Genomic DNA, 18476 nt, shown 5'->3' with positions numbered 1-18476 from the left:
AGGACCATGCCGCTGACGCCCACCGACGAGATCGTCCGCCGCGCCCGCGCCGCGGGCACGGGCGTGGGGGCGTTCAACGTCCTCCAGCTCGAACACGCCCAGGCCATCGTGGCCGGCGCCGCGAGCGCCGACCGGCCGGTCGTCCTCCAGATCAGCGAGAACACCGTCCGCTACCACGGCGCCCTGGAACCGGTCGCGCTCGCCTCCCTGGCGATCGCCCGCGCCGCCAAGACCCCGGTCGCCGTCCACCTCGACCACGCCGAGAACCTCGACCTCGTCCGCGAGGCCGTCGGGCTCGGCCTGGGCTCCGTCATGTTCGACGCCTCGAAGCTCCCCTACGCGGAGAACGTCGCGGCGACCCGCGAGGTCGTGGAGCACTGCCACCGGCACGGCGTCTGGGTCGAGGCCGAACTCGGCGAGGTCGGCGGCAAGGGCGGCGCCCACACCCCGGGGGTCCGGACCGACCCGGAAGAAGCCCGCGCCTTCGTCGCGGCGACCGGCGTCGACGCCCTCGCCGTCGCGGTCGGCAGCGCCCACCAGATGCTGACCAGGGACGCGGTCCTGGACTTCGACCTGATCGCCCGCCTGCGGGCCGCCGTCGACACCCCGCTCGTCCTGCACGGGTCCTCAGGGGTGCCGGACCGGGACCTCGTCGCCGCGATCGCCGCCGGCATGACCAAGGTGAACGTCTCCACCCACCTCAACAAGGCCTTCACCCAGGCCGTCCGCACCCACCTCGCCGACCATCCCACCGCGGTGGACCCGCGTCACTACCTCACCCCGGCACGCGCCGCCGTGGCCCACGAGGTGGCCCACCTCCTGACGGTCCTGTCACCGTCCTGACGCCCACCGCGCGGACCCCGCCTACGCGCGGCCGATCGGCTCCGCCACGAACAGCGGGATCTCGCGGTCGGCCCTGCGCTGGTAGTCGGCGTAGTCGGGGAACGCGTCGACGGCCCGCGCCCACCACACCCGGCGCTCCTCGCCGGTGACCAGCCGGGCCTTCATGTCCCACACGTCGGGGCCGTCGCGCAGCTCGACGAGGGGCGAGGCGACCACGTTGTGGAACCAGACGGGGTGGTCCACCGCCCCGCCGTTCGACGCGACGAGCGCGTAGGCGCCCTCGTGCTCCACCCGCATGAGGGGGGTCTTGCGGAGCTTGCCGCTCCTGGCGCCGAGGTTCGTCACCAGGACGACGGGAAGACCGCGCAGGGTCGTGCCCTTCGTCCCGCCGGAGGACTCGTACAGTTCGACCTGGTTCCGTACCCACGCCGTCGGGCTGGGCTCGTACTCGCCTTCGAGGGGCATGCGTGTCCTTTCGGAGGGCGCACGGCGGCGCCGGCGATGCGTCCTCCGGACGTTATCCGACGCCCCGGGGACCCCTGAGGATTTCCGGCCGCAAACCTCGCCCCGGCTTCACGGGACCGGAGGGGAACGAGAGGATTCTCGTGACGACCGTCCCGTCCCGGCCCCTCCAGGAGCATCAGGTGCACCCCCTCACGTACGACGACATCACGACCGCGGCCGACCGGATCGGCGGCCACGTCCGCCCCGTGACGGTCGCGGGCCCGGACGAGGGCGCCGAGCCGTACGAGCTCCACCTCGCGCTGGAACTCATGCAGCACACGGGCTCCTTCAAGGCGCGCGGCGCGCAGAACTTCCTCCTCGCGCACCGCGAGGCCGGTACCCTCCCCGACACCGGCGTCACCATCGCGTCCGGGGGCAACGCCGGCCTCGCCTGCGCCTGGGCGGCCCGCCGACAGGGGGTCCCCGCCACGGTCTTCCTGCCGACCACCGCCCCGAAGGTGAAGGCCGACAAGCTCCTCTCGTACGGGGCCGAGGTGCGCCTGGTCGGGACCGAGTACGCCGAAGCGCTCGCCGCCTGCGAGGCGTTCGCCGCCGAGACCGGCGCGCTGGCCTCCCACGCGTACGACCACCCGCTCATCGCCGCCGGGGCCGGCACCCTCCTGGACGAGATCCTCCGCGCGGTGCCGGACCTGGACACCGTCGTCGTGTCGGTCGGCGGCGGCGGACTGTTCGCCGGCGTCGCCACCGCCGCCCGGCACCACGGCGTCCGTACGGTCGCCGTCGAACCCGAGAACTGCCGTGCCCTCGCCGCCGCCCTGCGTGCCGGGCACCCCGTCGACGTCACCGTCGACTCGGTCGCCGCCGACTCCCTCGGCGCGCGCCGCGCCTCCGCCACCGCCCTGCGCGCCGCCCAGGAGGAAGGCGTCCGCTCCGTCCTCGTCACCGACACCGCGATCACCCGGGCCCGCCGGACCCTGTGGGACGACCGGCGCCTCGCCGTCGAACACGCGGCCGCGACCGCGCTCGCCGCACTCGCCGCGAAGGACGGGCCGACGACCGGCGCCTACCGCCCCGAGCCGGGCGAGAAGGTCTGTGTCGTCCTGTGCGGAGCCAACACCGATCCGTCCGATCTCACCGGTTCGCCCGCCGGCGCCTGACAGGGCCGCCACCGGCGCGGACCGACCCGTGGCGCGGGGGCGGCACGGCGTGCGTCAGGATGGAGGCATGACCGAAATTCGCACCCCTCGTCTTCTCCTCCGGCTCTGGAGCGACGACGACCTCGTCCCCCTGTCCGAGATCAACGCGGACGGCGAGGTGATGCGGTGGGTCGGCGACGGCTCGGTGCGGGACCTGGACGAGACCGCCGAGGACATCGAGCGGTTCGACGAGGAGTGGGACGACGAGGGCTTCGGCGTCTTCGCCGTGGAGCTCCTCGGCTCCGGCGAACTGATCGGGCTCGCGGGTCTGTCCGTGCCGGACGTGCCGGAACTGATGTCCGAGGTGCAGATCAGCTGGCGGCTCGGCCGGCAGTTCTGGGGGCAGGGGTACGCCTCGGAGGCCGCCCACGCGGTCCTGGAGTTCGCACTCCAGGACCGGGGGCTCGACCGGGTCGTCGCCGTCGCCCACATCAGCGACCGGGCGTCCGAGAACGTCATCGGCAAGCTCGGCATGACCGCCGAGCGTGAGATGAACCACCCGGTCTTCGACGTGCCCCTGCGCGTCTACGCCATCGACCTCACCGAGTACCAGGCCTGATCCCGGGAGGCCGGTCCGGCTAGTGGCGTTCGGGCAGGTCCCGCTCCGCCGGACGGTCGGTCAGCGCGGGGCCGGTGGGCGACTCGGTGGCGCGTGCGGACGCCGCGGGAGCGGGCTTCTTGCCGCAGAACGCGGCCTCCAGCGTCCCGCCGAGCGCCGTGTTGGCGACGCCGTGGTTGGAGGTGTTGGCCATGGCCGACAGCGCGCGCCGGCCGTCACGGGTCGCGAAGGTGTACGTGTAGAAGCCCTGCACGGTACCGGTGTGACCGAACACCTGGGTGCCGCACGACAGGTCGTAACGGCGCAGGCCGAGTCCGTAGAAACGGGTGTTGGTGGCGTCCGTCGGCGTGACCGTGGTCATCGCCTCCATCATCGCGGGGGAGAGCAGCCGCCCCCGCATCAGGGCGATCGTGAAGGTGTTCAGGTCCGCGGGGCTGGAGAGGACGGCCCCGGCGGTCTGCGCCCACGACACCGTCTGCTCCGTGGAGTCGACGAGCGGGTCGCCGGCCGCGTCCGGGTGCAGGTAGCCGCGTACGTGCAGGCCCTTGATCCGCGCGTCGGGGTGGACGTACGAGGTGTCACGCAGCTTCAGCGGCTTGAAGATGCGCTTCTTGTACGCCTCCGCCACCGGCCGCCCCGTCATCTTCTCGATGAGCATGCCGATGACGACGAAGTTGGCGTTCGAGTACTTGTACGACACGCCCGGCTCGGTCGTGCGGGGCCCGCTCAGCGACAGGTCGACGAGCTCCTGGTAGCTGAACACCCGGTTCCGTACGGCCTCGAAACCCGGGACGGTGTCGTTGAACATCGCGTCGGTGTAGTCCGAGAGACCGCTGCGGTGGGTGAGCAGGTGACGGACCGTGATGCGGTCGTCGGGGAGCAGGCCCGGCAGGTAGGAGTTCACGGACGCGTCGAGCTCCACCTTGCCCTCGTCGACCAGCTGCAGCAGGACGACGGTGGTGAACGTCTTGCTGACGCTGCCGATCCGGAAGCGCGAGCGGATGTCCATGGGCGCGCCCGACACCCGGTCCTGGACGCCGGCGGTCCGGCTCTGGACGCCGCCGGGGCCGACGTACCGGGCCATCGCGCCCGGTGCGCCGTTGGTCATCGCCGCGGCCAGCGCGGCGGACACCCCCTCCATGTCGGGTGCCGGAACGGCGGCCGCCGCCGTACGGACGGGCGCCGCGGCGGAGGCGGGGGCGGCGGCGAACGCGGGGGCGGCCGGGGCGAGGCCTGCGGCGAGCGCGGCGACCAGGGTGGTGCTGACGGCCAGACGTCGGCGTGACGACAGGGGCACGGGATTCCTCGGATTCCTTCGGAGCGGTCATTCGGCATGGATCATGAGTGCCAACGACCGGGATCGGTTCCTGACGCGGGCCGACGGGTTTCGGAGGTCACCGTTCCGGACCTGTCTCCGTCGCACCCCGCGCACCCCGGCTTGGGCAGACGCCCAACCCGGCTCCGGCAGGTCTGGGCTCCTGCGGACAGACAAGCGCGCCGCCCGGCTCGATCATGGCGCTGGTCACGCTCGCGAGGACGCGCAACGTGCCGGATCCGTAAAGGAGTTCCTATGTCAGGGAAATGGGGCCGCGCACTGGGCGGCCTGCTGTTGGCCGTCGTGACGGCCTTGTACGCCGCACCGGGAACCGCCGGCGCGGCCGAGGAGGTGGCCGGCACGATTCCGTCGGTCGGCACCGACTGGGGTTCGCCCGGCCCCTACGAGGTGGACGTCGACATCGAGGTCGTCCACACCTTCTACCACCCGCGGAACATGGGGCAGCACGGCGAACTGCACCCCGTGATCATCTGGGGCAACGGCACCGGAGCCGTCCCCGGCATCTACAGCTCGCTGCTGCGGCACTGGGCGAGCCAGGGCTTCATCGTCGCCGCCGCCAACACCCCCACCTCGAACTTCGCCCTCGGCATGCGAGCCGGGATCGACGTCCTCGAACACCGGAACGCGGACAGCGCGAGCCGGTTCCACGGGAAGGTCGACCTCGAACACATCGCCTCCGCCGGCCACTCGCAGGGCGGCGCGGCGGCGATCAACGCCGCGATCGACCCGCGCGTCGACACCGCCGTCCCCCTCCAGCCCGGGCCGCTCGCCGACCCCGACCTGATGGACGAACCCGTCTTCTACCTCGCCGGGCAGAACGACCTGACCGTGTGGCCTGCCCTCGTCAAGGCCTTCCACCGGGACTCCGACCACGTGCCCTCCGTGTACGGCGAGATCCGCGGCGCCGGCCACCTCGACTCCATCGGGGACGGCGGCGACTTCCGCGCCCCGACCACCGCCTGGCTGCGCTTCTGGCTCCTCGGCGACGAGAACGCCCGCGGGATGTTCTTCGGCCCCGGCTGCACCTACTGCACCGACGGCGACCTGTTCTCGGGCTGGGACCGCAACACGAAGGCCCTGCAGATCCCGGGCACCACGCCCTGACCATCCGACTGCCTGACTGCCTGACTGCCTGACTGCCTGACTGCCTGACTGCCTGACCGGCCGACCGACAGGTCGACCCGCCCGCCCCGCCCCGCCCCGCCCCGTAGCCGTGGGCGCGGGCGGGCCCCGGTCGGGCGAATGTCGATGCCGGGGCGTGGCCCGGCGGGCCGCGGGTGGTACGTCGTACGCCATGCAACCAGGCACACCACCGACGGTGACCCCCTTCCTCCGCACGGCCGCCGCCTACGCGTGGCGCGTGCTCGTCGTCGGTCTGCTCGTCTACAGCCTGTTCGCGGTGCTCGGCCGCTTCCACGAGATCGGCGTGGCCGTCTTCCTGGGCCTGGTCGGCACCGCGCTGCTGCGCCCCGTCGCCGACGTGGTCGCCCGGGGACTGCCCCGCCCCCTGGCGGTCGCCCTCACGCTGCTCGGGAGCATCGCGCTGGTCCTCGGGGTGCTCGCCCTGGTGGGCGAGGCCGTGGCGGGCGAGCGGACGACGCTGGTGCGCGAGTTCCGGGTGGGCATCGGCCGGATCGAGGACTGGCTGGAGCGGCCGCCGTTCCGGCTCGACCCGGGGGCGCTCTCCGACCTCCAGTCCCGGATCGGCGCGTTCCTGTCCAGCCACAGGTCGACCCTGGTCAGCACGGCACTGAGCGGGGCCGGCCACGTCGTCGCCGTCCTCACGACGCTCGCCCTCGCACTCTTCTGCGCGGTGTTCTTCGTCCACTCGGGGGACCGCCAGTGGCGGTGGTTCCGGGACCAGTTGCCGAGGTCGGTCCGCGGCCGGGTGGACATCGGAGGGCGCGCGGCCTGGCGCACCTTCACCGGATACACCCACGGCATCGTGCTGGTCGCCGCCACCAACGCGGTCCTCGTCGGCCTCGCCCTGTGGCTCCTCGGAGTCCCCCTCGCGGTGCCGCTGGCCCTCCTGGAGTTCCTCGCCGCCTTCGTCCCGCTCATCGGCTCGCCCGTCGCCCTCGCCGTCGCGGCCGTCGTGGCGCTCGCCTCCCAGGGGCCCCTGGTGGCGGCCGTCGTGGCCGCCCTCATCGTGGTGATCGGCCAGATCGAGGGGCATCTGCTGCACCCGCTCGTCATGAGCTGGGCCGTGCGGCTGCACCCGCTCGTGGTGGCCATCTCGGTCATCGCCGGATCGATCGCCGCCGGCATGGTCGGCGCCGTGGTGGCCGTCCCGCTGGTCTCGGTCGTCTGGTCCGTCCACACGGCGTTGCGCGAGGCCAGGGCGTCGACGGGCGCCTGAGCACGGGGCCGGGCACATCTCGCGCGCACTTGTCGGAGGCCGCCCCTGGGCTGTGCTCCGTTCGCGATCCGTGAGGGGGGTCCTCGAGGTCGCCCGTCCCACCACGCGCACACGAGGTGATGCACCATGACTTCCGCGCCCCGGACGACGAGCCGACTCCGGACACCGGCCCGTTCCAGGTCGACCTGCGAGGACTCGTCGACCTGCTGTCCCACCCTCTCCGCACCAGCCCCGGGTGTACGTCCGCGAGCTCCTGCAGAACGCCGTCGACGCCGTCACCGCCCGCCGGGCCCTCGACCCGGTCTCCGAGATCCGCATCCGGCTGCGCGCCGCCGACGGCGCCGTGTCCATCGAGGACAGCGGCATCGGTCTGAATCGGCACACACGAAGGCCCGGAGGCGGCGGACCTCACCGGGAGGGCGCAGGGCGTGCTCGACGCGCTCACCTAGCGCGGGGGGAAGCGGCAAGGGCGGGCGGCTCGAAAGCGCCCTTGTCGCTTCCCGGGACGATCAAGTAGCGTCACCCGTATGAACACCGGACCGGCGACTCGCCATGCACAGACGGGCTATCCGGTGGAGGGCTGATCGCCCCCGGGGTGCACGCGAAGCACCCTCTCGGTTCGGCACGCGGACCTCCCAGTGCGCAGGCACTTCGAGTCCCCTTCCGTGTCGAACCACAGCGAGGCCGACCACATGACCGTCACGTTCAACCACACCATCATCGCGTCCAAGGACCGCCACGAATCGGCGAGGTTCTACCGCGACCTGCTGGAACTCCCCGAGGCACCTTCCTGGGGCCCGTTCATCAACATCCAGCTCACCGACGGCGTCCTTATCCAGTTCGCCGAGCCCCCGGTGGACATCCAGATGCAGCACTACGCGTTCCTGATCGACGACGAGCTCTTCGACCGCGCGTACCAGCGGCTCCGCGACGGCGACATCGAGCACTGGGCCGACCCCCAGATGCGCCGTCCGGGCGAGACGAACACCGAGCACGGCGGCCGGGGCGTCTACTTCAAGGACCCCGCCGGGCACGCGATCGAACTGATCACCCGGCCGTACCTGTAGGCCGGCCATCGGACGGGGTGTCGTCGTGACCCGCACGACACCCCGGCCGGACCGTGCGACGTGGTCCGGTGCGTAGGCTCTTGTCCGTGCCTCCCTCTCGTCTGCTCCGCGTCGCCGTTCTCGTACTGGAGGGCGCGAAGCCGCTCGACGTGGGCATTCCCGCGCAGGTGTTCACCACCCGCGCGAGCATGCCCTGCGAGGTCAGGGTGTGCGGAGCGGAACCCGGCGTCGTGGCCGGCGGGGACGGCCTGGCCTATCAGGTCGCCCACGGCCTCGACGCACTCGCCTGGGCCGACATCGTCTTCGTGCCCGGCTACCGGTTCCCCGACCGGGAGGACCCGCCGGCGGCCGTCGTCGGGGCGCTGATCGCGGCGCACGCGCGCGGGGCACGGCTCGCCGCCATCTCGACGGGTGCCTTCGCGCTGGCCGCCACCGGACTGCTCGACGGCAGGCGGGCCACCACCCACTGGCACTACACACGGGCGCTCGCGGCGAAACGCCCCCTCGTCAGGGTCGACGAGAACGTGCTCTTCGTCGACGAGGGGAGCGTCCTCACCTCCGCGGGCGCCGCCTCGGGCATCGACCTGTGCCTCCACATCCTGCGCGGGGAGTTCGGGGTGGCCGCGTCGAACCACGCGGCCCGCCGGCTCGTCGCGGCCCCCTACCGCAGCGGCGGCCAGGCCCAGTACGTGCCGCGCAGCGTCCCCGAGCCGCTCGGCGAGCGGTTCGCCGCCACCCGTGAGTGGGCCCTGCACCACCTGGGCGAGCCCCTCACCCTGGAGATCCTCGCCCGGCACGCGGCGGTTTCCGCGCGCACGTTCTCGCGGCGGTTCGCCGAGGACACCGGGTACACGCCCATGCAGTGGGTCATGCGGGCCCGCATCGACATGGCCCGTGAGCTGCTGGAACGGTCCGAACGCGGAGTCGAGCAGATCGCCGCCGACACGGGCCTCGGCACCGGTGCGAATCTGCGGCTGCACTTCCAGCGGATCCTCGGCACCACACCGAGCGAGTACCGGCGGACGTTCGCCCGGGGCGAGTAGCGGGGCGAGTAGCGGGGCGAGTGGCGGGGCGAGTGGCGGGGCGAGGAGCGAGGCGGGTCGTAAGGCGAGTGGCGCGATCGGTGCGGCCGGCGGACCGCCGGGCGGGCGGCCACGAGGACCTTGGCGCGATACTTGCGGACCGTGGCGATCACGCCGCTGTCAGGAGCGACGACGTCGGACGAGCATGGTGGCGAACGCGAAGGACCGAAGGGACACTGTCATGACTCGCATCGCCATCAACGGATTCGGCCGCATCGGACGCAACGTGCTGCGCGCGCTGCTCGAGCGCGGGAGCGACCTCGAGGTCGTCGCCATCAACGACCTCACGGAGCCCGCCACCCTCGCCCGGCTCCTCGCCTTCGACACCACCTCCGGGCGTCTCGGCCGTCCCGTGAGCGTCGACGGCGACACCCTCGTGGTCGACGGCCGCCGCATCAAGGTGCTGGCGGAGCGCGAGCCGGCGGACCTGCCCTGGGCCGAGCTCGGCGTCGACATCGTCCTGGAGGCGACCGGCCGCTTCACCTCCGCCAAGGCCGCCGGCGCGCACCTCGACGCGGGCGCCAAGCGCGTGCTCGTCAGCGCGCCCGCCGACGGTGCCGACGTCACCCTCGCGTACGGCGTCAACACCGACGCCTACGACCCGGCCGTCCACACGATCGTCTCGAACGCGTCGTGCACCACCAACGCGCTCGCGCCGCTGGCCGCGGTCCTCGACGACCTCGCCGGCATCGAGCACGGCTTCATGACGACGGTCCACGCCTACACCCAGGAGCAGAACCTCCAGGACGGCCCGCACCGCGACCCCCGCCGCGCCCGCGCCGCCGGCGTCAACATCGTCCCCACCACCACCGGCGCCGCCAAGGCCATCGGCCTCGTGCTCCCGAACCTCGACGGCAAGCTCTCGGGCGACTCGATCCGCGTGCCCGTCCCGGTCGGCTCGATCGTCGAGCTCAACACCACGGTCGCCCGTGACGTCACCCTCGACGAGGTCCTCGCGGCCTACCGCACCGCCGCGGAGGGCCCGCTCGCCGGTGTCCTGGAGTACTCGGAGGACGCGCTCGTCTCCGCCGACATCGTCGGCAACCCGCACTCCTCCATCTTCGACTCCGCGCTCACCCGCGTCGAAGGCCGCCACATCAAGGTCGTCGCCTGGTACGACAACGAGTGGGGCTTCTCCCACCGCGTCATCGACACCCTGCAGCTCCTCGCCTCCCGCTGACGCACGCCTCACCCCCGCCGAGCGCTCCGCCCGCCCCACCCGGGTCGGCCGGAGCGCTCGCGTGCGTGCCCTGGCCCCTGAGGGTCACGCCACTCGACGGGCACGCGTACGGACGCCAGGCTCGACGGGGTCACGAAGCCGCCGGCACCGGGCGCGACTCGGAACACGGCGCGCACACGGGTGTCGGTGAGATCCGCGTCGGCGCCTTCGAGCACGCGTCGGGACGACTCCTCGTCCGGGTATCTCGTCCGGAGTGCCTCCAGGAGCCCGGGGACTCCGGGATGTCCGGCAGCGGTACGCCGCCGCCGAGCCCCCCCCCGCAGCACATGCGGATCGATCCGTGCCCCGGATGAGGGCGAGCGCCAGAGCCAGAGCCGAGGAGCAACCCCTCCCTGCCCGTCTGCAAATTTCTGATTGATTGACGCAAGCAAGAGAAAGATCTGTCGTAACCGAGGCGGGTGCTCCTCAAGGGGCGCCCGCCTCGGTCATGCCCGGACTCGTGCTCGTGCCGGGGGCGTTGTTCCGCTGACTGGCCACAGGTGAAAGGGTGTTGAGGCGCGGGCGCGATGCCCGTTCTGCCGTGTTCGTGCGGTGCGAGCCACCCATCGATGCTCTCGACTGTCAGGCAATTACGAAATCAGCGCGATATCTTGCGTTCACTTGTTGGGGGTGGTTGAGTGTGCCGCGCCCCACAACGCACCGGCGGTGGGGCGACCTCCACGTACTTGCCCGAAGGGGACCACCCATGAGAAGTGCTCGGTTCCGCCGTACCCGTCGCGCCAGCGCGGTCGCTCTCGTCTCCGCGGTGACGCTGACCGCGCTCGCCGCGTGTGGCACGAGCAGCAGTGACAACGGCGGCGGCGGTTCCGAAGGCGGCGGCTCGTCCGACCCCGGTGCCCCGCTGGACCCGAAGACCAAGGTGACGCTCACCATCGACTGCATGCCGCCGGCGGCGAAGGCGGCCGAGCTGAAGGAGTGGAAGGAGGACGTCGCCGAGTTCAACGAGACGTATCCGAACGTCACCATCGAGGGGCGTTCCACGCCCGGACAGTGTCTGGAGCCGCCGCGGTTCACGGCGATGCTCAAGGCCAAGTCGCAACCCGACGTCTTCTACACGTACTTCACCGACCTGCCGCAGGTGCTCGACAACGACGGGGCCGCGGACATCAGCGCGTACGTCACGGACAAGACCGTCCCCTTGCTGAAGGACATCGACCCGAACGTCCTCGGCTCGCTCAAGCACGACGGGAAGCTGTACGGCCTGCCCACGAGCAACTACACGATGGGCCTGCTGGTCAACCGCAAGCTCTTCGAGGACGCCGGGCTCGATCCCGACGCCCCGCCGCGCACCTGGGACGAGGTGCGCGCCGCCGCCAAGAAGATCGCGGGCCTCGGCAACGGCATCGCGGGTTTCGGCGAGTACAGCGCGGGCAACACGGGCGGCTGGCACTTCACCGCCCAGATGTACAGCGTGGGCGGCGAGGTCGTCGACGCGAGCGGCAAGAAGGCCGCGTTCAACAACGACCTCGGCAAGCAGGTCGCGAAGAACCTCCACGCCATGCGCTGGGAGGACGACAGCATGGGCAAGACCCAGCTGCTCCAGTGGGGCGACCTCCAGAAGCAGATCGCCACGGACAAGCTCGGCATGTTCCTCGCCGCGCCCGACGACATCGCGTACATGGTGCAGCAACTGGGCGCGAAGTACGAGAACTTCGGCATGGGCCCGATCCCCGGCGCGAAGAACACGCTCGCCGGCGGCAACAACTACATGATCAAGAAGGGCATCTCGGGTGACAAGATCAAGGCCGCGATCGCCTGGCTCAACTTCAAGAACCTCAGCGTCGGCAAGGGGCAGTTCGCGTGGGCCCGCACCAAGGCCGACGGCCTTCCGGTCGGCGTGCCGCAGCCCAACTTCTGGCTGGGCGAGTCGAAGACCAAGGACGACGCGGCACGCGTCGAGAACGCGACCATGCCCGTCGCCAACTTCAAGGCCTTCATGGACAACCCCGTCGCCGGCAAGGCCGAACCGCCGAAGGCGCAGGAGATCTACAAGGTCCTGGACAACGTGATGTCCGGCCTCCTCACCAACAAGGACGCCGACATCGACAAGCTGCTCGCCACCGCGGAGACACAGGTCAACCAGGTCCTCGCCCGCCAGTGACCCCTTCCCGGCGGAGGCGGGCCGGAGGCGTCCTCCCCGTCCCGGACCCGCCCCCGCCGGGTTTCCGTCCTGGGCCCGCCCCTCGCCGGGCACCCGTCCCGCGAACGGACCCGCCCCCGCCGGGCTTGCGCCCCGCAACGGACAGCCCCCGCCGGGCTTCCCACCCGCACCCGGCCCCGCCCGCACCCGGGGCCCCACCCGCACCCGGCCCGCCCGCCGGGGCACCGCAATCCGGCAGACCAGCACCAAGGAGCGACGATGTCGGCGCCCAGCCTGACCCCGAGCAAGGCGGGAACTTCCCGTCACTCCCCGCCGCGCGCGGCGGGACCCGTACCACCCGGTGGCCGGTTCGCCAGGAACCTGAAGCGCAACCTGACGGCCCACGGGTTTCTCATCGGCGCCGTCGTCTGCTTCGCGGTGTTCTCCTGGTACCCCATGGTCCGTGAGGTCCTCCTGGCCTTCCAGAAGACCGAGAGCGGACAGACCACCTGGGTCGGCCTGGAGAACCTCGCCACCGTCTTCGACGACCCCGCCTTCTGGCAGGCCTGGCGCAACACCCTCCTCTTCACCGTGCTGGCCCTGGTATTCGGCTTCGCGGTCCCGTTCGTCGTGGCCGTCGTCATCAACGAGTTCTCTCACGGCCAGGGCTACCTCCGGCTGCTCGTCTACCTCCCGGTGATGCTGCCGCCGGTCGCCTCCGTACTCCTCTTCAAGTACCTCTACGACCCCGGTTACGGCCTGCTCAACGAGCTGCTGCGCTTCCTGCACCTGCCCGAGCAGCAGTGGCTCCAGGACCCGGACCTCTCGATGCTCTCGGTCGTCATCGCCTCGACCTGGATGAACATGGGCGGTGCGGCCCTCATCTACCTCGCCGCGCTCCAGGGCATCCCCGGTGAGCTGTACGAGGCGGCGGAGCTCGACGGCGCCGGACTGTTCCGCAAGATCTGGCACGTCACCATCCCGCAGACCCGCCTCATCCTGTCGCTCATGCTGCTCATGCAGATCATCGCGACCATGCAGGTCTTCGTCGAACCGTTCCTGCTCACCGGCGGCGCCGGCCCCGAGGGATCCACCACGACCGTCGTCTACCTGATCTACCAGTACGCCTTCAACTTCAACAACTACGGTGCCGCGGCGGCACTCGGCCTGCTCCTCCTCGTGCTCCTGGCCGGATTCTCGGCCGTGTACGTGAAGCTCAGCCGCGCCGAGGACGAGTAGGACCGGGGAGACCACGCATGTCCACACGCACACTCATCTCGCCCGCGCAGCTCGCCAAGCCCCGCGTCAAGGCGCTCTACCGGGCGACCTTCGCGCTCGTCGTCGGCGGCTTCAGCCTGGTCTTCCTCGGCCCGCTGTACTGGATGGTGTCGAGCGGGTTCAAGGACACCCAGGAGGTCGTGCGCACCCCGCCGACCCTGGTCCCGGGCTCCTTCGCCCCCGAGAACTACAGCCGTGCCTGGGAGGTCATGGACCTCTCCACCCTGCTCTTCAACACCCTCTACTACGCCTTCGGCGCCCTCGCCTTCCAGCTGGTGCTGGACGTCGCCGCCGCGTACTCGCTCTCCAGGCTGCGCCCGGTGTTCGGCAAGGCGATCCTCGGCGGGATGCTCGTCACGCTGATGATCCCGGCCACCGTCCTGGTCGTACCGCAGTACCTGACCGTGCTCGACGTGCCCGTGGTGGAGCGGAACCTGCTGAACACGCCGTGGGCGATCTGGCTGCCCGCGGTCACCAACGCCTTCAACATCTTCCTGCTCAAGCGGTTCTTCGACTCCATCCCGAAGGAGCTGCTCGACGCCGCGGCCATGGACGGCGCGAGCCCCCTGCGGATCCTGCGCTCCATCGTGCTGCCGATCTCCCGGCCGATCCTCGGCGTGGTCTCGATCTTCGCGGTCGTCGGCGTCTGGAAGGACTTCCTCTGGCCGATGCTGACGCTGCCGGACCCGTCCAAGCAGACGCTGAACGTGGGGATCTACTCGCTCTCCACGGGCGTGCCGGTGAACGTCCTCATCGCGGCCCTCACCATCGCGTCGGTGCCGACGCTGCTCATCTTCCTGGTGTTCCAGCGCAACATCATGAGCGGCCTCACCGCCGGCGGCCTCAAGGGCTGAACCGGCGGGCCCCGGCCCGGGTCATGGATCCGAACCGCGGCGCCGGCCCCCTCCGCGTACCCCTCACCACCAAGCCTTCGCCGTCGGCCCGTCCGACGCCCCGCAGCTACCGGGCCGGCGGCGAAGACCCCGACCTGCCCGAAAGGACCGTCACGTGGCAGCCCCTCACTCGCCCCGCACCGACGACTGGTGGCGCGACGCCGTCATCTACCAGGTGTACCCCCGCAGCTTCGCCGACGGCGACGGCGACGGCACCGGGGACCTCGCGGGAGTCCGGGCGAGACTGCCCTACCTCGCCGAACTCGGCGTCGACGCCGTCTGGTTCACCCCCTGGTACCTGTCCCCGCTGGTGGACGGCGGCTACGACGTCGCCGACTACCGCACCATCGACCCCTCCTTCGGCACTCTCGACGAAGCCGAGAAGCTGATCTCGGAGGCCGCCGCACTCGGCATCAGGGTCATCGTCGACATCGTCCCCAACCACGTCTCCGACCAGCACGCCTGGTTCCGCGCCGCCCTCGCCGCCGGGCCGGGCAGTCCCGAACGGGCGCGGTTCCACTTCCGCCCAGGCAGAGGGGAGAACGGCGAACTCCCGCCCAACAGCTGGCCCTCGCAGTTCTCCGGCCAGACCTGGACCCGCGTGCCCGACGGGGAGTGGTACCTCCACCTCTTCACCCCCGAGCAGCCCGACCTCAACTGGGCCCACCCCGAGGTCCGCGAGGAACACGAGGAGGTCCTCCGCTTCTGGTTCGAACGCGGCGTCGCGGGTGTACGGATCGACTCGGCCGCACTCCTCGCCAAGGACCCGGCGCTCGGCGACTTCGTCGAGGGCGTCGACCCCCATCCGTACATCGACCAGGACGAACTGCACGACATCTACCGCTCCTGGCGGGCGATAGCCGACGAGTACGGTGGCGTCTTCGTCGGCGAGGTCTGGCTGCCGGACTCCGAGCGCTTCGCCCGCTACCTGCGCCCCGACGAACTCCACACGGCCTTCAACTTCAACTTCCTCGCCTGCCCCTGGGACCCGGACCGGCTGCGCCGCACCATCGACGACACCCTCGCCGAACACGCCCCGGTCGGCGCCCCCGCGACCTGGGTCCTCTGCAACCACGACGTCACCCGCACCGCGACCCGCTACGGCCGCACCGACACCGCGTTCGACTTCGCGACGAAGCGCTTCGGCATTCCCACCGACCTCGCGCTCGGCACCCGCAGGGCGCGCGCCGCAGCCCTGCTCACCCTCGCCCTGCCCGGCTCCGTCTACCTCTACCAGGGCGAGGAGCTGGGGCTGCCCGAGGCCGACATCCCGCTCGACCGCATCCAGGACCCGATGCACTTCCGCTCCGGCGGCACGGACCCCGGCCGGGACGGGTGCCGCGTCCCGCTGCCCTGGACGGCCGACGCCCCGCACGCCGGCTTCGGGGCGACGGCCGAGCCGTGGCTGCCCCAGCCCGACGGATGGAGCCACTACGCGGTCGACCGCCAGAGCACCGACCCGGAGTCGATGCTCGCGCTCTACCGGGAAGCACTCCTGCTGCGCAGGTCCGCCGCGGGCTTCGGCGACGGCCGGCTGACCTGGCTGCCCGCCGCCGACGGCGTCCTCGCCTTCGCGCGGACGCGCGGACTGGTCTGCGTGGTCAGCCTCGCGGGCGAGCCCGTGGCCCTCCCTCCGTACGAACGGCTGCTCCTCGCGAGCGGCCCGCTCACGCCGGACGGCATGCTGCCGCCTGACACGGCGGTCTGGCTGCGGGTCTGACCGCACGGCGGGACCGAACCGGTCGGTCGTGTGCCCGCCGTCGTCCGAGGGCAGCGGGCGCAGGGCTCCGTCAGAGAAGAGCTAGCTCTTAAGTCAAGCCAAAAGAAAAGTGGTGTGCGGTTATTGACGGGGTTCACCGAGCGCGGGCATGGTGCGGGAGAGCGCTCTCCCACCTTCCCTCTCCCGCCCAAGGAGCCCCCTCATGCCCTCAGTCGCCCTGCCCGTCGCCACCGTGGTGGCCTCGGCGCTGCTGGCGCTCCTGCCGGTCCGGCAAGCACAGGCCGCCCCCACCCTGCTGTCGCAGGGCAAGCCGGTCACCGCCTCCAGCACGGAGCACTACGGCACCCCCGCAGCCGACGCCGTCGACGGGAACCTCACCACCCGGTGGTCGAGCAGCGCCTCCGACGACCAGTGGCTGCGGGTGGACCTCGGAGCCCCGGTCCCGGTCAGCCAGGTCGTGCTGCGCTGGGAGGCCGCGTACGCCAAGGCGTACCGCATCGAGCTGTCCACCGACGGCACCACCTGGGCCACCGCGTACAGCACGGACCGCGGCACCGGCGGCACGGAGACCGTCGCCGTCTCCGGCACCGCCCGCTACGTGCGGATGCACGGCGTGACCCGCGCGACCGGATACGGCTACTCGCTCTGGGAGTTCCAGGTGTACGGGGAGCCCGGCGGCACCACCCCGACGCCCACGGGCGCCGTCCGCGTCACCGGGACCCAGGGCGCCTGGCAGCTGACGGTGGGCGGCCAGCCGTACACGGTCAAGGGCCTGACCTGGGGCCCCTCCGTCGCCGACGCCCCCAAGTACCTCCCCGACGTCAAGTCCATGGGCGTCAACACCATCCGCACCTGGGGCACCGACGGTTCGACCAAGCCGCTCCTCGACACCGCCGCGGCCCAGGGCGTCAAGGTCGTCAACGGCTTCTGGCTCCAGCCCGGCGGCGGCCCCGGCTCCGGCGGCTGCGTCGACTACGTCGCCGACACCGCGTACAAGTCCACGATGCTCGACGAGTTCGCCCGGTGGGTGGAGGCGTACAAGAGCCACCCCGCGACCCTCATGTGGAACGTCGGCAACGAGTCCGTCCTCGGACTCCAGAACTGCTACAGCGGGACCGCGCTCGAGAACCAGCGCAACGCCTACACCGGCTTCGTCAACGACGTGGCCCGGAAGATCCACTCGATCGACCCCGACCACCCGGTGACCTCGACCGACGCGTGGACCGGTGCCTGGCCCTACTACAAGCGCAACGCCCCGGACCTCGACCTCTACTCGATGAACTCCTACGACAACCTCTGCAAGGTGCGCCAGGACTGGATCGACGGCGGATACACCAAGCCCTACCTCATCACCGAGACGGGCCCGGCCGGCGAATGGGAGGTCCCGAACGACGTCAACGGCGTCCCCGACGAGCCGACCGACGAGCAGAAGGCCGCCGGCTACACCGCCGTCTGGAACTGCGTCACCGGGCACCGCGGCGTCGCGCTCGGCGCCACGATGTTCCACTACGGCACCGAACACGACTTCGGCGGCGTCTGGTTCAACCTGCTGCCCGACGGCCTGAAGCGGCTGTCGTACTACGCGGTGAAGAAGGCGTACACCGGCTCCGTCGCCGGCGACAACACCCCGCCGGTGATCAGCGGCATGACCGTCTCCCCGGCCACCGCCGCCCCGGCCGGACGGGAGTTCACCGTCCGCGCCGACATCCGCGACCCCGACGGCGACCCGATCACCCCCAGGATCTTCCTCAGCGGCAACTACGCCAACGGCGACAAGCGGCTCGTCGAGGCGCGGTGGCGCGCCGACGGCGCCGGCTCCTTCGCGGTCACCGCCCCCGAGAAGCTCGGCGTCTGGAAGGTCTACGTCCAGGCCGAGGACGGCCACGGCAACGCCGGCATCGAGACCCGGTCCGTCCGCGTCGTCGCCCCGCCGGTCGCGGGCACGAACCTGGCCCTCGACCGCCCCACCACCGCCTCCTCGTACCAGACCGGCTACGGCGACTGCCCCTGCCCGCCGTCCCGCGCCACCGACGGCCGCGCCGACACCCGCTGGGCCAGTGACTGGAGCGACCCCCAGTGGATCCAGGTCGACCTCGGGTCCGCCAAGAGCATCCGCACCGTGCAACTGGTCTGGGACCCCGCGTACGCCCGGTCCTACGAGGTCCAGGTCTCCGACGACGGGACCACCTGGCGCACGGTCCACACCACGACCACGGGCGACGGTGACGTCGACACCGTCGCCCTCGCCACCACCGGCCGGCACGTACGGCTCCAGCTGACGGCACGAGGCACCGGGTGGGGCTACTCGCTCCACGAGTTCGGCGTCTACGGCTGACCACCACCGCAACGCCCACCGAC

At 71.5% G+C, this 18476-nt stretch carries 15 protein-coding genes and 1 pseudogene; 14 read left to right on the top strand and 2 right to left on the bottom strand.

Annotation, left to right across the window (positions count from 1 at the left end; genetic code table 11):
• The first annotated feature begins 6 nt into the window (after nt 1-6).
• A complete protein-coding gene (locus AC067A_RS08245) occupies nt 7-843 on the top strand; it encodes a class II fructose-bisphosphate aldolase (RefSeq protein WP_478616181.1) in 837 nt (278 codons plus the stop codon).
• Nucleotides 844-864: 21 nt separating this feature from the next.
• Here the strand turns inward: AC067A_RS08245 and AC067A_RS08240 are convergent, their stop codons facing one another.
• A complete protein-coding gene (locus AC067A_RS08240; RefSeq protein WP_478616179.1) occupies nt 865-1308 on the bottom strand; it encodes a nitroreductase family deazaflavin-dependent oxidoreductase in 444 nt (147 codons plus the stop codon).
• Between the two features lie 179 nt (nt 1309-1487).
• On the opposite strand from AC067A_RS08240, the gene AC067A_RS08235 reads away from it, so the two are divergent.
• On the top strand, nt 1488-2465 hold the full coding sequence (locus AC067A_RS08235) for a serine/threonine dehydratase (RefSeq protein ID WP_478616700.1): 978 nt from the start codon (nt 1488-1490) through the stop codon (nt 2463-2465).
• A 67-nt stretch (nt 2466-2532) separates the two neighbouring features.
• Entirely contained in the window at nt 2533-3063 is a 531-nt protein-coding gene (locus AC067A_RS08230) for a GNAT family N-acetyltransferase (RefSeq protein ID WP_478616177.1), read from the top strand.
• Between the two features lie 19 nt (nt 3064-3082).
• Here the strand turns inward: AC067A_RS08230 and AC067A_RS08225 are convergent, their stop codons facing one another.
• On the bottom strand, nt 3083-4360 hold the full coding sequence (locus tag AC067A_RS08225) for a serine hydrolase domain-containing protein (protein ID WP_478616174.1): 1278 nt from the start codon (nt 4358-4360) through the stop codon (nt 3083-3085).
• Between the two features lie 273 nt (nt 4361-4633).
• Between AC067A_RS08225 and AC067A_RS08220 the strand changes: the two genes are divergently transcribed.
• From AC067A_RS08220 to AC067A_RS08170, 11 genes and pseudogenes are all read left to right on the top strand, one after another.
• The gene (locus AC067A_RS08220) at nt 4634-5503 is read left to right on the top strand and encodes a poly(ethylene terephthalate) hydrolase family protein (protein ID WP_478616171.1); all 870 of its coding nucleotides are present in this window, start codon (nt 4634-4636) and stop codon (nt 5501-5503) included.
• A 190-nt stretch (nt 5504-5693) separates the two neighbouring features.
• Nucleotides 5694-6758 (top strand): AI-2E family transporter, encoded by a 1065-nt coding sequence (locus tag AC067A_RS08215; RefSeq protein WP_478616168.1) that lies wholly within the window; start codon nt 5694-5696, stop codon nt 6756-6758.
• Nucleotides 6759-6877: 119 nt separating this feature from the next.
• Nucleotides 6878-7131, top strand: a pseudogene (locus AC067A_RS08210) (HSP90 family protein); the annotation flags it as partial.
• A gap of 319 nt (nt 7132-7450) precedes the next feature.
• Entirely contained in the window at nt 7451-7825 is a 375-nt protein-coding gene (locus tag AC067A_RS08205; RefSeq protein WP_478616698.1) for a VOC family protein, read from the top strand.
• Between the two features lie 86 nt (nt 7826-7911).
• Nucleotides 7912-8868, top strand: a complete 957-nt coding sequence (locus AC067A_RS08200) for a GlxA family transcriptional regulator (RefSeq protein WP_478616165.1) — start codon at nt 7912-7914, stop codon at nt 8866-8868.
• 220 nt (nt 8869-9088) lie between these two features.
• On the top strand, nt 9089-10087 hold the full coding sequence (gap, locus tag AC067A_RS08195) for a type I glyceraldehyde-3-phosphate dehydrogenase (RefSeq protein WP_478616162.1): 999 nt from the start codon (nt 9089-9091) through the stop codon (nt 10085-10087).
• Between the two features lie 745 nt (nt 10088-10832).
• Nucleotides 10833-12248, top strand: coding sequence for an extracellular solute-binding protein (locus tag AC067A_RS08190; protein ID WP_478616160.1), 1416 nt, complete (start codon nt 10833-10835; stop codon nt 12246-12248).
• A gap of 258 nt (nt 12249-12506) precedes the next feature.
• Nucleotides 12507-13466, top strand: coding sequence for a carbohydrate ABC transporter permease (locus tag AC067A_RS08185; RefSeq protein WP_478616157.1), 960 nt, complete (start codon nt 12507-12509; stop codon nt 13464-13466).
• Between the two features lie 17 nt (nt 13467-13483).
• Nucleotides 13484-14359: a carbohydrate ABC transporter permease gene (locus AC067A_RS08180; protein WP_478616155.1), complete on the top strand. Its 876-nt coding sequence runs from the start codon at nt 13484-13486 to the stop codon at nt 14357-14359.
• 154 nt (nt 14360-14513) lie between these two features.
• The gene (locus AC067A_RS08175; protein WP_478616152.1) at nt 14514-16118 is read left to right on the top strand and encodes a glycoside hydrolase family 13 protein; all 1605 of its coding nucleotides are present in this window, start codon (nt 14514-14516) and stop codon (nt 16116-16118) included.
• 202 nt (nt 16119-16320) lie between these two features.
• Nucleotides 16321-18453, top strand: coding sequence for a discoidin domain-containing protein (locus AC067A_RS08170; protein ID WP_478616150.1), 2133 nt, complete (start codon nt 16321-16323; stop codon nt 18451-18453).
• Nucleotides 18454-18476: the final 23 nt, after the last annotated feature.

The organism is Streptomyces sp. NPDC043176, from assembly GCF_056436715.1.
The sequence above is the reverse complement of the archived record's forward strand: the minus strand, read 5'-3'. Positions and strand labels throughout refer to the sequence as shown.

Bases quoted from the DNA above. Each gene is read 5' to 3' on its own strand.
- AC067A_RS08240 (WP_478616179.1), bottom strand. From the start codon at position 1,308: ATGCCCCTCGAAGGCGAGTACGAGCCCAGCCCGACGGCGTGGGTACGG.
- AC067A_RS08185 (WP_478616157.1), top strand. From the start codon at position 12,507: ATGTCGGCGCCCAGCCTGACCCCGAGCAAGGCGGGAACTTCCCGTCAC.
- AC067A_RS08230 (WP_478616177.1), top strand. From the start codon at position 2,533: ATGACCGAAATTCGCACCCCTCGTCTTCTCCTCCGGCTCTGGAGCGAC.
- AC067A_RS08220 (WP_478616171.1), top strand. From the start codon at position 4,634: ATGTCAGGGAAATGGGGCCGCGCACTGGGCGGCCTGCTGTTGGCCGTC.
- AC067A_RS08245 (WP_478616181.1), top strand. From the start codon at position 7: ATGCCGCTGACGCCCACCGACGAGATCGTCCGCCGCGCCCGCGCCGCG.
- gap (WP_478616162.1), top strand. From the start codon at position 9,089: ATGACTCGCATCGCCATCAACGGATTCGGCCGCATCGGACGCAACGTG.
- AC067A_RS08205 (WP_478616698.1), top strand. From the start codon at position 7,451: ATGACCGTCACGTTCAACCACACCATCATCGCGTCCAAGGACCGCCAC.
- AC067A_RS08215 (WP_478616168.1), top strand. From the start codon at position 5,694: ATGCAACCAGGCACACCACCGACGGTGACCCCCTTCCTCCGCACGGCC.
- AC067A_RS08170 (WP_478616150.1), top strand. From the start codon at position 16,321: ATGCCCTCAGTCGCCCTGCCCGTCGCCACCGTGGTGGCCTCGGCGCTG.
- AC067A_RS08190 (WP_478616160.1), top strand. From the start codon at position 10,833: ATGAGAAGTGCTCGGTTCCGCCGTACCCGTCGCGCCAGCGCGGTCGCT.
- AC067A_RS08180 (WP_478616155.1), top strand. From the start codon at position 13,484: ATGTCCACACGCACACTCATCTCGCCCGCGCAGCTCGCCAAGCCCCGC.